This window comes from Catellatospora sp. IY07-71 (genome assembly GCF_018326265.1).
Classification (GTDB): Bacteria; Actinomycetota; Actinomycetes; order Mycobacteriales; family Micromonosporaceae; genus Catellatospora.
The window spans coordinates 7058630-7072439 of the sequence record NZ_AP023360.1; the positions used below are offsets into that span (position 1 = coordinate 7058630).

Consider the following 13810-nt stretch of genomic DNA (forward strand, 5'->3'; position numbering starts at 1 on the left):
AGCGGCACCGCGCTGGGCCGCCGCCCCGCCCGTCGTACCCACCCTGGCCAGGCCAAACACCTGGCCCTTGGCGGGACGGCGGATTCCTGCCAGGATCTGCGCATGTCAGACGGGCAGCACGACCCCTTGTCGCATGACGGCTCCGCCGAGATCGGCGTGCTCGTCTGCCACGGTTTCACCGGTTCGCCGCGCAGCATGCGCCCGTGGGCGCAGCACCTGGTCGAGCAGGGCTGGACGGTGCGGCTGCCGCTGCTGCCCGGCCACGGCACCACCTGGCAGGAGGCGAACACCACCACCTGGCAGGACTGGTACGGCTGCGTCGACGCCGCCTTCGCCGAGCTGCGCGAGCGCTGCGAGCGCGTGTTCGTGGTGGGCCTGTCCATGGGCGGGGCGCTGACGCTGCGCCTGGCCGAGCAGCACGGCTCCGCGATCTCCGGCATCGTGCTGGTCAACCCGATCGTGGCGATGCTGCAGGCGCAGACCCGGCTGCTGCCGGTGGTGTCGCGCTTCGTGGCCTCGATGCCGGCCATCGGCAACGACATCGCGATGCCGGGCGTGCAGGAGGGGGCGTACGAGCGCACCCCGCTGCGCGCGGCGGCGTCGCTGCGCAGCTTCCTGCGCCTGGTCCGGGCCGACCTGCCGAAGGTGGACCAGCCGCTGCGGCTGTTCCACAGCACGCAGGACCACGTGGTCGAGCCGGAGAACAGCGCGATCATCCTGCGCGAGGTGAACAGCACCGACGTCGCCGAGATCGTGCTGGCCGACAGCTACCACGTGGCGACCCTCGACTACGACGCGGAACGGATCTTCACCGGCAGCGTGGAGTTCATCAGGCAGGTCGGCGAGCAGGCCGAGGCCCGCTGAGCCGTCCGGCCGTCAGTCGGTCCAGGGTTTCTCCAGCAGGATCGCCGGCACACCGCCGTAGATCCGGGTGTAGCGCGAGGGGTCCTCGGTGAGGACGTACGCGTCCGCGCGCACGGCGAGCATCGTCACGTCCGAATCGGTGACGTCGTGCAGCGCGTGCGGCCCGGGACGGGTCAGCTCGAGGAAACGGCCGAGGGACACCCAGTCCTCGGTCGAGGTGACGGTCACGCAGCCGGCATGCGACTGCAGCAGCTGGACGAGAGCCGGGTCGGCGCCCTGCGCCAGCGCCTCGGCCAGGCAGGCGGTCGGCACGGCGAAGCACTCGTCCTCGTCCTGGATGTCGCCGATGATCTGCCCGACCGTCTCGTTCCCGCCGAACGCGCTGATCGCGGAGGCGTCCAGGATCAGCCGGATCGGCGGCTGCCCGTCGGCCGGGTCGTCGCTCACTCGGCCCAGCCCATCAGGCGGCGCAGCTCATCGGTCGTGTCCCGGTGCTCGTCGGCGTGCCGGGCGGCGGCGGCGAGCTGCTCGCGGGACCACCGCTTCGCGCGTTCGCGGGCACGGTCGGACACCGGGTGGCCGTGGATGCGCTCGTAGGCCGAGGCCTCCTGCTCGCGCAGCCGCTCGCGCCGGACCAGCCTGGTGACGGTCGCGGAGGCGTTCGCGCTGGAGGCGAGGTATTCCAGCACGTCGGGCGGCAGGTAGAAGCTCTTCGTCCGGTTCTCGGCCATGCCCAATAGAATACGCGTCATTCTCTGTTAGGGCTAGGCGGCTGCCCCGGGCGACGTGTTGCTCACGCTGCGTACGCTCAGGCGCGTGATCTCCGACCTGGTCGATGTCGTGGCCGCCTTCATCTCGATGGTCGCCGTCGTGGTGACCGCCTTGTTCGCGGTACGCCAGCTGCGCTCGGCGCAGACGGCGAACCACACGATCGTCGCGATCGAGTTGCTGACCCGCGTCCGCTCAAGCGATGAGTTCCAGGAGGCGGAGGATTACGTCATCAACCACCTGGCCGCGGCGTATCCCGAGCCCGATGTCAGCGTCAGCGACCTGCCGCTGGAAACACGGCGCCTGGTCAGCCGCGTGGCGCTGTACTACAACGGTCTCGGCCAGATGCTCGCCTTCGCCGCGGTCGACCCGAGGCTGCTGATGAGCACGATCAGTTACCGTTCCCGGCAGGCGTGGCGCGCGCTGGAGCCCTACATCCTGGCCGAGCGCGCCCGCCGCGGCGAGACCTACCTGTCCCACTTCGAGCATCTCGTCCACACCGCCACCCACAACCCGTGGGACACCGCCGTCCGCAGGCTGAAGCTGGGCCGCTTCGCGACCTACCCCGCCGCACTCGGCCTGGCGGACCGGCCGAAGCAACCCGCCCCGCCGCGCGACGAGGAGCCGCAGCCTGCCGGCTGACGGCCACGAGACGATCGAGGTCCCGACGACCGGTTCCGGCAGCACGGCGGGACCTTGATCATGAAGCGCCCGCGCGCGTCACGGGAAACGCTTGGTACGCAGGTCCAGCTCGTCGTCGAGCAGCTTGCCGAGCAGCATGGAGTCGAACCGGTACTCGATGCGCCCCAGACCCGCGATACCCGAGTAGCCGACCGGGTGGGTCGTGATGCCGGCGGCGTGGGAGATCAGCAACAGCCGTCCGCCCGCCAGCGCGACGATCACGCCGGCGAGCAGGCTGAGCTTGGCCCGCTGCCCCTGCCGCACCGGGATCCAGCCGGAGATCGCCGACTCCCGCCCGGTGTGCAGCGCGTGCGTGTTGCGGGGCAGCGCGACGTCGACGGGCCAGGGCTTGCTCTCCCGCCATTGGCCGAGCAGGTCATCCTGGTCGCTCGCACTCGCGACCCTGATCCAGGCGTAGAGCCCGCCGGACAGCGCCGACACGTCGTACGGCGAGAGATGTGCGCCGACCTCGAACCGGTAGGACAGGAATCCGTCGGCGGGCGCCGGCTCGAAGACGTTGGTCCACTGCCACGTGTACCACCAGTGCTCCTCGTCCAGCGGCCCGCGGCCGTCCCGCTGCGCCAGCGGCGCGACCGGCGCCGCCGGGTCGAGGTCGTGCACGCTGTCGAGACCGACGCCCCCTGGGTACGGGCGCGGCCGCAGGAAGCCGTCCGTGGTCTCCGCGTTGGGCAGGTGGGTGTCCACGAGCACCATTCGCGGCACCCGCACCTGGTGCCAGTCACCGGCGAGCTGGTCGAGAATGCCGTCGAGGTCCCGCTCCCGCCACGACGGCCCGAGCGGCAGCCCCGACAGGTCCCTGGTCCGGTAGCCGTCCAGGGCGGACAGCCGCTCCTCGCGCCGTCCCAGCAGCTCGTCGGCGTAGGCGCGCGGCTCGGCGCCGGCGAACAGCGCGTGGCGGTGCAGCCCCGGGGCGTCGCCCAGGGCGTGGTCGAGGCTCGCCAGACGGGCGACCTCCAGCTGGTAGGAGCCTAGCTCCGCCAGGTTCTCTGCACTGATGTGCTGGTCAGCGTCGGTCATAGGGTCATGAGAGCAGCGGTCGGCGCTGGCCGCCACGCTCAGTCATCATGCGGACAAATGCCGTGAAGATCGCGTGCGGGGACCAGATCCTCACTTTTGTCGGGGGCGCGGACTAGCCTTGCGCCGTGGGATACGCCGTGTGGCCCTCAGGGCGCCTGCACCTGCCGGAGCCGGCGGACGGCGCGGCGGTGGCCGCCGTGCTGGCGGCCTGGGCGGCGCGCGGCCGCCCGCTGGAGCCGGAGACGGCCGACCCGACCCTGGCGGACATCGTGTGGGCGGCGGCCGGCGCGCTCACCCGCGACGGCGACTGGATCGAGTTCGCCTTCGACGAGGAAGGCGATCCGAAGTGGTCCGACTCGGCCACCGCGTTCTACGTGGCCATCGCGCCGTTCGTGCGCGAAGGGACCGTCCACTTCGACGGCGAGGACGGCTCCCATTGGTCCTACACCTACACCGACGGCGGGATCACGCAGCAGGGCTGGAACGGGTGGGACGCCTCGGTCGAGCCCTTCGGCGAGGCCCGGGACGGGCCGGTCGAGCCCGACCCGCCCAGCAGCGCGGCGGCGCCACTCGTGGGGCTGTTCACCGCCGCGGCCGTGATCGCCGGGGCGGCGGTCTACGTGGCGAAGGTGCTGTGACCTGACGGACTTGCGGTCAGGACGTGGGCGGCAGCACCGTGTCCAGGGTCGCCGCCCACTGGCGCAGCACCCGCGCGCGCCGGGCGGTGTCGTCGCGCAGCAGCTCGCCCAGACCGAGGCCGCGGGCCAGGTCCAGGGTCGCCTGCACCGTCTCCCGGGCCCCGGGCGTCTCCTCGTCAACGCGCAGCAGCTCGACGGCCATCCGGTGCGCGGTGCGGCCCAGCTCCGCCTCCAGCGGCCGGACCTTGTCGCGCAGCGCCTCGTCGACCGCGGCGGCGGTCCACACGTGCAGCGCGGCCCGGAACACCGGCCCGCGGTAGAGACCGACCAGCACGGTCAGCACCTGTTCGGTGCGGCGCGGGCCGCTGCGCAACCCGGCGGCGACCGACTCGATCTCGGCGGCGCGGACCTCGGTCATGTATTCGATGAGGCCGGTGACCAGGTCCTCGCGGGTCGGGAAGTGGTGCTGGGCGGCGCCGCGGGACACCCCGGCGCGCTCGGCGACCACCGCGACCGTCGTGCCGGACCACCCCAGCTCCGCCATGCAGCGCACCGACGCCTCCAGCAGCCGCTGGCGGGTGGCACGGCTGCGGTCCTGGCGGGGTTCGCGTACGGGGGTGGTCGGCACGGCGATCACGGTACCCGGGCTCAGTAGGACCGCGGCAGGCCCAGGCTGTGCTGGGCCACGAAGTTGAGGATCATCTCGCGGCTGACCGGCGCGATCCGGCCCAGCCGCGACGCGACCAGCAGCGTGGCCAGGCCGTACTCGGTGGCCAGGCCGTTGCCGCCGTGCGTCTGGATGGCCTGGTCCACGGCCTTGACCGTGGCCTCGCCGGCCGCGTACTTCGCCATGTTCGCCGCCTCGCCGGCGGCCTGGTCGTCGCCGCTGTCGTAGAGGTACGCAGCCTCGCGGGTCATCAGCCGGGCCAGCTCGACCTCGATGTGGCCGGCCGCGAGCGGGTGGCTGATCGCCTGGTGCGCGCCGATCGGCGGCCCCCAGACGGTGCGCGTCTTGGCGTAGTCGACCGCGCGCGACAGCGCGTAGCGGGCGATGCCCAGCGCGAACGCCGACGCCATGATGCGCTCGGGGTTAAGCCCGGCGAACAGCTGCAGCAGCCCCGCGTCGGGGTCGCCGACCAGGGCGTCGCCGGGCAGCCGCACCTCGTCGAAGAACAGGTTGTACTGCTTCTCCGGCGCGACCAGCTCCGTCGGGATCTGCGTCGCGGTGAACCCGGGCGCGTCCGTCGGCACGATGAACAGCACCGGCTTGAGCCGCCCGGTGCGCTCGTCGGCGGTGCGCCCCACCACCAGCACCGCCTCGGCCTGGTCGATGCCCGAGATGTAGGTCTTGCGGCCGGTCAGCACCCAGCCGTCCCCGTCGCGGGTGGCCGTGGTGGTGAGTTTGTGCGCGTTGGATCCGGCGTCCGGCTCGGTGATCGCGAACGCGAAGATGCGGGTGCCGTCGGCCAGGCCCGGCAGCCAGCGCTGCTTCTGCTCGTCCGTGCCGAACCGGGCGATGACGGTGGCGCAGATCGCCGGGGAGACGACCATCATCAGCAGCGGGCAGCCCGCCGCGCCCAGCTCCTCGCAGACCGCGGCCAGGTCGCCGATGCCGCCGCCCCCGCCGCCGTACTCGACCGGCACGTGCACGCCGAGGTAGCCGAGCCGGCCCGCCTCCTGCCACAGCTCGTCGGTCTTCTCGCCGCTGCGCGCGGTGCGCAGGTAGTACTCGTGGCCGTACTTGCCGGCCAGGTCGGACACGGCACGGCGCAGCGCGCGGCGCTCGTCGCTCTCCAGCGGGTTCACTCGGATGCCTCCGGGGTCGTCGGGGTGACGACGGCGAGCACCGCGCCGACCTCGACCTGGCGGCCGGTGGTCACGGGCAGGCTGGTGACGACGCCGTCGGTCGGGGCGGTGATCTCGTGCTGCATCTTCATGGCCTCCAGCCACAGCAGCGGCTGGCCGGCAGTGACCTGGTCGCCCTCGGCGACGGCGACGCGAATGACCGCCCCGGGCAGCGGCGCGAGCAGCGACCCGGTCGCCACCTGCGCCTCCGGCTCGGGGAAGCGCTCGACCGGCCGCAGCGCGACCGGCCCGAGCACCGAGTCCACGCAGACCAGCCCGTCGAACGCGGCGACGTCGAAGGCATACCGGACCGGCCCCCGCGACAGCTGGACCCGCGTCGGGCTGACGTCTCCGGCGGTCAGACCGTCATCCAGGTGTACGCCACCACGCCCGCCCCGGTAGGCGACGTCGATCCGCCCACACGGTGCCTGGTAGGACCGGATCTGCGCGGCGGAGGCGACGTTGCGCCAGGCCGTGGGCAGCCCCGAGCCCACGGTCGCGTTCGCGCGCTCGGCGGCAGCGGCGGCCAGCGCGGCCGCGACGGCGGACAGCCGCTGCGCGTCCTCGTCGGCCAGCGGCTTGGCCAGCTCGTCCAGCCCGTGCCGGTCGAAGAACGCGGTGTCGGTCTCCCCCGCCAGGAACGCCGGGTGCCGCAGCACGTTGACCAGCAGGTCCCGGTTCGTGACCAGCCCATGCACCCGTGCCCCGGCCAGCGCCGACGCGAGTGCCCGCGCGGCCTGCGCCCTCGTCGGCGCCCAGACGATCACCTTGGCGAGCATCGGGTCGTAATGCGGCGTCACGACGTCCCCGGAGGTCACGCCGCTGTCCACCCGCACCACCACGCCGGTCGCGCCGCCCGCGCCCGCCGCGTGGGCCACACTCGACCCGCTGGTCAAGCCCGGCCCGCCGGCCGCGCTCGCCGCCAACCCCGCGGAGGCGCCCTGCAGTTTCGGGGAAACTGCACCCGAGCCGACCCGAGTTCCTGCAGTTTCCCTGAAACCGGGGGCCGGCGACGCCGCCGGGGCGGGGTGGCCGAACTCGGTGGTGGTGGTGGGGAGGGTGAAGGTGTGCAGGGGGCCGGTCTGGGGGCGCCAGGTGTGGGCGGGGTCCTCGGCGTAGAGGCGGACCTCGATGGCGTGGCCGGTCATGGTGGGCGGGGTGGGTGGGAGGGCGGCGCCCTCGGCGACGTCGAGCTGGAGGGCGACGAGGTCCAGGCCGGTGACCAGCTCGGTGACGGGGTGCTCGACCTGGAGGCGGGTGTTCATCTCCAGGAAGTGGAACGCGCCGTCGGCGCTCGCCAGAAACTCGACGGTGCCCGCGCCGACGTATCCGATCGCGGCCGCGGCCGCGGTGGCCGCCTGCTGCAGGCGTTCCCGCATCGCGGCGTCGACCAGCGGGGACGGGGCCTCCTCGACGACCTTCTGGTGACGGCGCTGGATGGAGCACTCGCGCTCCCCCAGCGCCCACACGGTGCCGTCCGTGTCGGCCATGACCTGCACCTCGATGTGCCGGCCGGTGGCCAGATAGGGCTCGCAGAACACCGTCGGGTCGCCGAACGCGGTCGCCGCCTCGGCGCGGGCGGCCTCGACCTGGCCGGGCAGCTCGGCGAGGGTGCGTACCACCCGCATGCCCCGGCCGCCGCCGCCCGCCGACGCCTTGATCAGCACCGGGAGGTCGGCCTCGGTGACCGCGGCCGGGTCGAGTTCGGGCAGCACGGGCACGCCCGCGGCGGCCATCAGCTTCTTCGACGCGATCTTCGAGCCCATCGCGTCGACGGCCTCCGGCGTCGGCCCGACCCAGGTCAGCCCGGCGTCGAGCACGGCCTGCGCGAACGCGGCGTTCTCGGACAGGAAGCCGTAGCCGGGGTGGACCGCGTCGGCCCCCGCCGCCCGCGCCGCCTCGATGATCAGGTCGGCGCGCAGGTACGTCTCGGCTGCGGTGACGCCGGGCAGGCGTACCGCGATGTCGGCCTCGCGGGCGTGCAGCGCGCGGGCGTCGGCGTCGGAGTAGACGGCGACGGTGGTGATGCCGCGCTCGCGGCAGGTCCGGAAGACCCGGCGGGCGATCTCACCACGGTTGGCGACCAGCAGTCTGGAGATCATGTCGTCACATCCGGAAGACGCCGTAGGGACCCGGGCCCGGGTCGGGAGCGGACTGCACCGCCGACAGGCACATGCCCAGCACGGTGCGGGTGTCGCGGGGGTCGATGACGCCGTCGTCGTAGCCGAGGCCGGACAGCACCATGGGCAGCGACTCGGCCTCGATCTGGTTCTCCACCATGGTCCGCACGACCGTGTCGGCGTCCTCGTCGTAGGGCCGCCCGGCCGCCGCCGCGGACTGCCGCGCCACGATCGACAGCACGCCCGCGAGCTGCGCCCCGCCCATCACCGCCGACTTCGCCGACGGCCACGCGAACAGGAAGCGCGGATCGTACGCCCGCCCGCACATGCCGTAGTGCCCGGCGCCGTAGGACGCTCCGATCAGGACGGAGATGTGCGGCACGGTGCTGTTGGACACCGCGTTGATCATCATCGCGCCGTGCTTGATGATGCCGCCCTGCTCGTAGTCCTTGCCGACCATGTAGCCGGTCGTGTTGTGCAGGAACACCAGCGGGGTGCGGGTCTGGTTGGCGAGCTGGATGAACTGCGCCGCCTTCTGCGACTCGGCGCTGAACAGCACCCCGCGCGCGTTGGCCAGGATGCCGACCGGGAACCCGTGCACGCTCGCCCACCCCGTGGCCAGGCTGGCGCCGTACTCCGGCTTGAACTCGTCGAAGCGGGAGCCGTCGACGACGCGGGCGATCACCTCGCGCGGGTCGAACGGCACGCGCAGGTCCGGCGGCACGATGCCGAGCAGCTCCTCGGCGTCGAACAGCGGCTCGTCGGGGTGCGCCGAGGGGACCGCGCCGAGCTTGCGCCAGCGCAGCGACGCGACGACGCGCCGCCCCATGCCGATGGCCTGCACCTCGTCGTCGGCGAGGTAGTCGGCCAGGCCCGAGACGCGGGCGTGCATGGCCGCGCCGCCCAGCGACTCCTCGTCGGCGTCCTCGCCGGTGGCCATCTTGACCAGCGGCGGGCCGGCCAGGAACACCTGCGACCGCTCCTTGATCATCACGACGTGGTCGCTCATGCCCGGCACGTACGCCCCACCGGCCGTCGAGTTGCCGAACACCAGTGTGACCGTGGGGATGCCCGCCGCGCTGAGCCTGGTCAGGTCGCGGAACAGCCGCCCGCCGGGGATGAAGATGTCCTTCTGGCTCTGCAGGTCCGCGCCGCCCGACTCGACCAGATTGATCAGCGGCAGCCGGTTCTCCCGCGCGATGTCCATCGCCCGCAGCGTCTTGCGCAGCGTGTACGGGTTGGACGCACCACCGCGCACCGTCGGGTCGTTCGCGATGATCATGCACTCGGTCTGCTCGACAACGCCGATCGCGGTCACCACGCTCGCCCCGACCGGGTAGTCGGTGCCGAAGGCGGCCAGCGCCGACAGCTCCAGCAGCGGCGAGTCCCGGTCCACCAGCAGCTCGATACGCTCCCGCGGCAGCAGCTTGCCCCGGTCGTGATGCCGCTTGACGTACTTCGGCCCGCCCCCGGCCAGCGCCTTGGCGTGCTCGGCGTCCAGCGCGGCGAGCTTGGCCAGCAGCGCGTCACGGTTGCCGGCGTACGCGGCCGCGCCGGTGTCCAGCGTGGAACGGAGGATCACAGCAGCTCCTCGGGAATGTCGACGTACCGGGACCGCAGCCACTCGCCCAGCCCCTTGCCCTGCGGATCGAACCGGGTGCCCGCCGACACCCCGTCCCCGAGCAGCCCCTCCACCACGAAGTTCACCGCCCGCAGATTCGGCAGCAGATACCTGGTCACGGTCAGCCCCGCCGCCTCCGGCAGCAGCCGCACCAGCTCCTTCTCATCCAGCACCGCCACCAGCCACCCGTAGGCCGCGTCACCGCGCACCCACACCCCGATGTTCGCGGTGCCCCCCTTGTCCCCACTCCGCGCCCCGGCCACCACCCCCAACGGCCGCGAAAGGAAGGGCACCTTCTTATCGTTTTCCGTAGTAGAAGGTGCCCTTCCAAACGGCTCCCTGCTTACGGCTATGGCCTCGCCGGGAGGCACGGCCGTGCTGACGGTGGGGGCGACGGGGTGTTCGGTGCCGTCCGGCAGGACGACGGTGTGCGGGACCTGGGCGGCGGGGATCAGCGCCGAGGTGAAGACGCCGAAGGGAGTGCCGTCGCCGGGTGGGGCGAGCATGGTGAAGCCGGGATAGCTCGCCAGGGCCAGCTCGACGGCGGCGCCGCTGAAGGCGCGGCCGACGACGCTCGGGTCCGGGTCCTTCACGGTGGCGTGCAGCAGGGCGCTCGCCTCCTCCTGGCCGGGCGCGTCGGCGTGGTCGGTGCGGGCCAGCCGCCAGACCAGCTCCTGCGGTGCGCGGCGCAGCCCGGCGGTGAGCTGCTCGCAGGCCAGCGCCGCCTTGGCCTCGATGTCGAGCCCGGTGAGCACGAACGTGACGTCGTTGCGGAACCCGCCGAGGGCGTTCAGGCCGACCTTCACCGTGTCCGGCGGCGCCTCGCCGCGTACCCCCGTGATGCGCACCCGGTCCGGGCCGTCCTCGGCGAGGGTGACCGTGTCGAGGCGGGCGACGACGTCGGGGCCGAGGTAGCGCGGGGTGTCCACCTCGTACAGCAGCTGGGCGGTGACGGTGCCCGGGTTCACCACCCCGCCCGTGCCGGGATGCTTGGTGATCACGCTGGTGCCGTCGGCGTACACCTCGGCCAGCGGGAATCCCGGCCGGCCGATCCGGTGCTCGGTGAAGAACGCGTAGTTGCCGCCGGTCGCCTGCGCGCCGCACTCGATGACGTGCCCGGCCACGACGGCGCCCGCGAGCGCGTCGAAGTCGTCGCGAGCCCAGCCGAAGTGCGCCGCGGCGGGTCCGACGACCAGCGACGCGTCGGTGACCCGCCCGGTGACCACGATGTCGGCGCCCTCGGTCAGCGCGTACGCGATGCCCCACGCGCCGAGGTACGCGTTGGCGGCCAGCGGCTGCCCGAGTCCCAGCTCGTCGGCGCGCCCGAGCAGGTCGTCGCCGGTCACGTACGCGATGCGCGGGCGCAGCCCGAGCCGCTCGGCGAGCGCGCCGACCGCCCCGGCCAGCCCCGCCGGGTTCAGCCCGCCCGCGTTGGCGACGATCTTCACGCCGCGCTCCAGCGCGTCGCCGAGGCACTGCTCCAGCTGCTTCAGGAACGTCTTGGCGTATCCGGTGGCCGGGTCCTTCATCCGGTCCCGGGCCAGGATCAGCATGGTCAGCTCGGCCAGGTAGTCGCCGGTCAGCACGTCGACCGGCCCGCCGTCGAGCATCTCCCGCATCGCGGACAGCCGGTCACCGTAGAACCCGGACACGTTCGCGATCCGCAGCGGCGCGCGCCCGCTGCCGGCCGTCTCGCTCATGCCGCCACCTCGCCGTGTTCAGCTCCGCGAAGAGGCGTGGTCCGCTCGTTCATCGCGTCACCGCGCCCCGCTCCGCCTGGCCGCGGCCTTGCGGAGCGCGCCCGGTGCCGGGTGGCCCGGCGAAGGCCTGGGCGATGTCCAGCCAGCGGCCGGCGTCCGGTCCCTCGGCCCGCAGCGCCAGGTCGGCGCGGTGGCGGCGCTGGGTGACCAGCAGGCAGAAGTCGAGGGCAGGGCCGGTGACCCGCTGCGCGGCGTCGTCAGGTCCCCAGGTCCAGGTGTCGCCGTCGGGCGCGGTGAGCGCGACGTGGAACGGCTCGGCGGGCGCGTCGAGGGCGTTGGCGGCGTACGCGAAGTCGCGGGTGCGTACGCCGAGGTGGGCGATGTGGCGCAGCCGGGCGCTGGGTTCGCGCACGATGCCGAGGGTGTCGGCGAGGTCCTGGCCGTGCGCCCAGGTCTCCATGATCCGGGCGGTGGCCATGGACGCGGCGCTCATGGGCGGCCCGTACCAGGGCAGCCGCGCTCCGGGCGGGACGGCGGCGAGCGCGGCGCGCAGCGCGGCCCGGCCTCGCCGCCAGCGGGCCAGCAGCTGCTCGGGCGGCAGCACCGCCAGCTCCGCGGCACCGGCGTCGACGAAGCGCAGCGGGTCGGGCGAGCCGGCGAGGTCGAGCAGGGCCTGCTGGAAGCCGTCGACGTCGGTCGCGGCGAGCAGGCTGCGCTCGTCGGTCCACAGCAGATGCGCGACCTGGTGGGCGATCGTCCAGCCGGCGGCGGGCGTGGGCGCCGCCCAGCGGTCGGCGGGCAGGTCCGCCACGAGGCGGTCGGCGTCGGCGCTCTCGGCGTCCAGATCGGTCAGCAGTGCCTCGATGTCGGCCATGCGCGCTCCTCCCGCTTTCGGTACCACCCTCCCGCCGAGGCCTAAAAAAGTCAAGCGCGCTTGATTTCTTTCTGGCACATCTCATGTATTGACGCACGCCACAGCCGTGCCCCTTAATCCAACGCAAGGAAACGTCGTTTCGTTGATGGAAACAGGAGGCACCGTGATACGCCGCGCCGCCCTAGCCCTCGCCCTCGCCGCCGCACTCGTCGCCGCGCCCGCCGCCACCGCCACCGCGGCCGTGCCCGGGGTCGTCGAGGTCAGCAACACCGTCGACATCCGCTGCGCGTTCTACGTCATGCGGGCCAGCGCCGACTGGTACTTCCCGTCCGGCACCCCGCGCGGGCTGGTCTACCTCCAGCACGGGTTCTCCCGCAGCAACGGGAACATGCAGGACCTCGCCGAGCACTACGCGGCCGCGGGCTTCGTCGTATTCGCGCCGACCCTGCCGTCGGCGAACCTCTACGGCTGCACCGTGAACAACATCGGCAACAACACCGACTTCCTCAACAACGTCGCCGACCTGCTCGGCAAGGCGACCGACCCGAACGACAAGCTGGGGCGCAGCTTCGCCGACGCCCGCAACAGGGCCGGCCGGGCGGGGCTGGCGCTGCCCACCACGTACGTCCTGTCCGGGCACTCCGCGGGCGGCGAGGTCGCGTCCTATGTCGCCAACCGGCTGCGCACCACCTACCCGGCGCAGTTCGGCCGGGTGAAGGCGCTGGTCCTGCTCGACCCGGTCAAGTCGCCGGTCGGCTCCAGCACGGTCGACGCGTTCCGCGGGCTGCGCACCACCGGCCTGCCCATGTACGCGATCTCGTCGCCGCCGTACCTGGCCAACAGCGACGCCAGCGGCACCGTGGCGCTGACCGGCGAGGTGCCGCGCCCGTTCCTGGGTGTACGGCTGACCAGCGGCTGCCATTGCGACGCCGAGGGCGGCAGCACCGACGGCCTGTGCACGCTGACCTCGGGCACGCCCCAGACCGAGAACGTGACCGCGCTGCAGACCCTGGCCGTGGCCTGGGCCGTGGACGGGGCGGCCGGGACCACGACCCCGGCCTACTACCCGGGCGGGGCCTACTATGACGGCCTGCTCGCCGCAGGCACGACCCAGACCCTGTCCGGCGTATAGCCGAGCAGCCCGGACGGCGCGGCGGGAGGGCCGCGCCGTCCGGGATCAGATCGGTGCGACGTAGTACCAGCGGCCGTCTTCGCGCACGAAGCGGCTGTGCTCCTCCAGCACGTCGGCCCGGCCGCCGTCGCGGTAGTGCGCCCGGAACAGGACCGTACCCTCCGTGTCGAACATGCTGCCCCGGTCGGCGGCCAGCACCTCCAGCCGGGTGTAGCGCGGCCCGCCGGCCAGGTCCAGCTCCCGCGGCCGAGTGGTGGGATGCCAGGTGCGCAGCAGGTACGCCGGGTCGCCCAGCGCGAACGCGCTGAATCGCGAGCGCATGAGCTGCTCGGCGGTGGGCGCGTCGGCGCCCCGGTGCCAGCGGGCGCAGCAGTCGGGGTACGCCTGGCCGCTGCCACACGGGCAGGTGGCGGGCTTGTGCTGAGGTCTTGCCATGGTCACCATGGTGGACCACCGGCCTGCGGGGGACGACGTCACGGCACCCCTTCCGGCTGAAGCCTTCAAATCACCGCAAAAACCATGACGGTCG

The 13810-nt window shown here is 73.0% G+C and carries 14 protein-coding genes; 4 read left to right on the top strand and 10 right to left on the bottom strand.

The features are described from left to right. Window positions 1-102 precede the first annotated feature (102 nt). Window positions 103-864: a carboxylesterase gene (locus CS0771_RS31375; protein ID WP_212844367.1), complete on the top strand. Its 762-nt coding sequence runs from the start codon at window positions 103-105 to the stop codon at window positions 862-864. 12 nt (window positions 865-876) lie between these two features. Here the strand turns inward: CS0771_RS31375 and CS0771_RS31380 are convergent, their stop codons facing one another. Further along, the gene (locus tag CS0771_RS31380) at window positions 877-1311 is read right to left on the bottom strand and encodes a hypothetical protein (RefSeq protein ID WP_212844368.1); all 435 of its coding nucleotides are present in this window, start codon (window positions 1309-1311) and stop codon (window positions 877-879) included. Then, window positions 1308-1595, bottom strand: a complete 288-nt coding sequence (locus CS0771_RS31385) for a hypothetical protein (protein WP_212844369.1) — start codon at window positions 1593-1595, stop codon at window positions 1308-1310. Before CS0771_RS31385 ends, CS0771_RS31380 begins: the two co-directional genes overlap by 4 nt. An 85-nt stretch (window positions 1596-1680) precedes the next feature. Here CS0771_RS31385 and CS0771_RS31390 point away from each other — a divergent pair, with 85 nt between their 5' ends. Beyond that, window positions 1681-2274 carry a hypothetical protein gene (locus tag CS0771_RS31390; RefSeq protein WP_212844370.1) on the top strand — a complete coding sequence of 198 codons (594 nt, stop codon included), beginning with the start codon at window positions 1681-1683 and terminating at the stop codon, window positions 2272-2274. A 78-nt stretch (window positions 2275-2352) separates the two neighbouring features. On the opposite strand, the gene CS0771_RS31395 is transcribed toward CS0771_RS31390, so the two are convergent. Continuing rightward, the gene (locus CS0771_RS31395) at window positions 2353-3351 is read right to left on the bottom strand and encodes a hypothetical protein (protein WP_212844371.1); all 999 of its coding nucleotides are present in this window, start codon (window positions 3349-3351) and stop codon (window positions 2353-2355) included. Window positions 3352-3476: 125 nt separating this feature from the next. Between CS0771_RS31395 and CS0771_RS31400 the strand changes: the two genes are divergently transcribed. Next, window positions 3477-3989 carry a hypothetical protein gene (locus tag CS0771_RS31400; protein WP_212844372.1) on the top strand — a complete coding sequence of 171 codons (513 nt, stop codon included), beginning with the start codon at window positions 3477-3479 and terminating at the stop codon, window positions 3987-3989. 16 nt (window positions 3990-4005) lie between these two features. On the opposite strand, the gene CS0771_RS31405 is transcribed toward CS0771_RS31400, so the two are convergent. The 6 genes from CS0771_RS31405 to CS0771_RS31430 are packed head-to-tail and all read right to left on the bottom strand — an operon-like array spanning window position 4006 to window position 12149. Beyond that, window positions 4006-4617 carry a TetR/AcrR family transcriptional regulator gene (locus CS0771_RS31405; RefSeq protein WP_212844373.1) on the bottom strand — a complete coding sequence of 204 codons (612 nt, stop codon included), beginning with the start codon at window positions 4615-4617 and terminating at the stop codon, window positions 4006-4008. A 20-nt stretch (window positions 4618-4637) separates the two neighbouring features. Further along, window positions 4638-5795: an acyl-CoA dehydrogenase family protein gene (locus CS0771_RS31410; RefSeq protein ID WP_212844374.1), complete on the bottom strand. Its 1158-nt coding sequence runs from the start codon at window positions 5793-5795 to the stop codon at window positions 4638-4640. Beyond that, window positions 5792-7936 (bottom strand): biotin carboxylase N-terminal domain-containing protein, encoded by a 2145-nt coding sequence (locus CS0771_RS31415; protein ID WP_212844375.1) that lies wholly within the window; start codon window positions 7934-7936, stop codon window positions 5792-5794. The genes CS0771_RS31410 and CS0771_RS31415 overlap by 4 nt, the downstream gene beginning before the upstream one ends. 4 nt (window positions 7937-7940) lie before the next feature. Continuing rightward, complete coding sequence (locus tag CS0771_RS31420) at window positions 7941-9536, bottom strand: acyl-CoA carboxylase subunit beta (RefSeq protein ID WP_212844376.1); 1596 nt, start codon at window positions 9534-9536, stop codon at window positions 7941-7943. Continuing rightward, entirely contained in the window at window positions 9533-11275 is a 1743-nt protein-coding gene (locus CS0771_RS31425) for an acyclic terpene utilization AtuA family protein (protein WP_212844377.1), read from the bottom strand. The genes CS0771_RS31420 and CS0771_RS31425 overlap by 4 nt, the downstream gene beginning before the upstream one ends. A gap of 49 nt (window positions 11276-11324) precedes the next feature. After that, window positions 11325-12149: a TIGR03084 family metal-binding protein gene (locus CS0771_RS31430; RefSeq protein ID WP_212844378.1), complete on the bottom strand. Its 825-nt coding sequence runs from the start codon at window positions 12147-12149 to the stop codon at window positions 11325-11327. 163 nt (window positions 12150-12312) lie between these two features. On the opposite strand from CS0771_RS31430, the gene CS0771_RS31435 reads away from it, so the two are divergent. Continuing rightward, a complete protein-coding gene (locus tag CS0771_RS31435) occupies window positions 12313-13281 on the top strand; it encodes an alpha/beta hydrolase (protein WP_244871146.1) in 969 nt (322 codons plus the stop codon). Between the two features lie 45 nt (window positions 13282-13326). Here the strand turns inward: CS0771_RS31435 and CS0771_RS31440 are convergent, their stop codons facing one another. Then, a complete protein-coding gene (locus tag CS0771_RS31440) occupies window positions 13327-13716 on the bottom strand; it encodes a YchJ family protein (protein ID WP_212844380.1) in 390 nt (129 codons plus the stop codon). Between the last annotated feature and the right edge of the window lie 94 nt (window positions 13717-13810).

Bases quoted from the DNA above. Each gene is read 5' to 3' on its own strand.
- CS0771_RS31375 (WP_212844367.1), top strand. From the start codon at position 103: ATGTCAGACGGGCAGCACGACCCCTTGTCGCATGACGGCTCCGCCGAG.
- CS0771_RS31395 (WP_212844371.1), bottom strand. From the start codon at position 3,351: ATGACCGACGCTGACCAGCACATCAGTGCAGAGAACCTGGCGGAGCTA.
- CS0771_RS31430 (WP_212844378.1), bottom strand. From the start codon at position 12,149: ATGGCCGACATCGAGGCACTGCTGACCGATCTGGACGCCGAGAGCGCC.
- CS0771_RS31425 (WP_212844377.1), bottom strand. From the start codon at position 11,275: ATGAGCGAGACGGCCGGCAGCGGGCGCGCGCCGCTGCGGATCGCGAAC.
- CS0771_RS31385 (WP_212844369.1), bottom strand. From the start codon at position 1,595: ATGGCCGAGAACCGGACGAAGAGCTTCTACCTGCCGCCCGACGTGCTG.
- CS0771_RS31415 (WP_212844375.1), bottom strand. From the start codon at position 7,936: ATGATCTCCAGACTGCTGGTCGCCAACCGTGGTGAGATCGCCCGCCGG.
- CS0771_RS31440 (WP_212844380.1), bottom strand. From the start codon at position 13,716: ATGGCAAGACCTCAGCACAAGCCCGCCACCTGCCCGTGTGGCAGCGGC.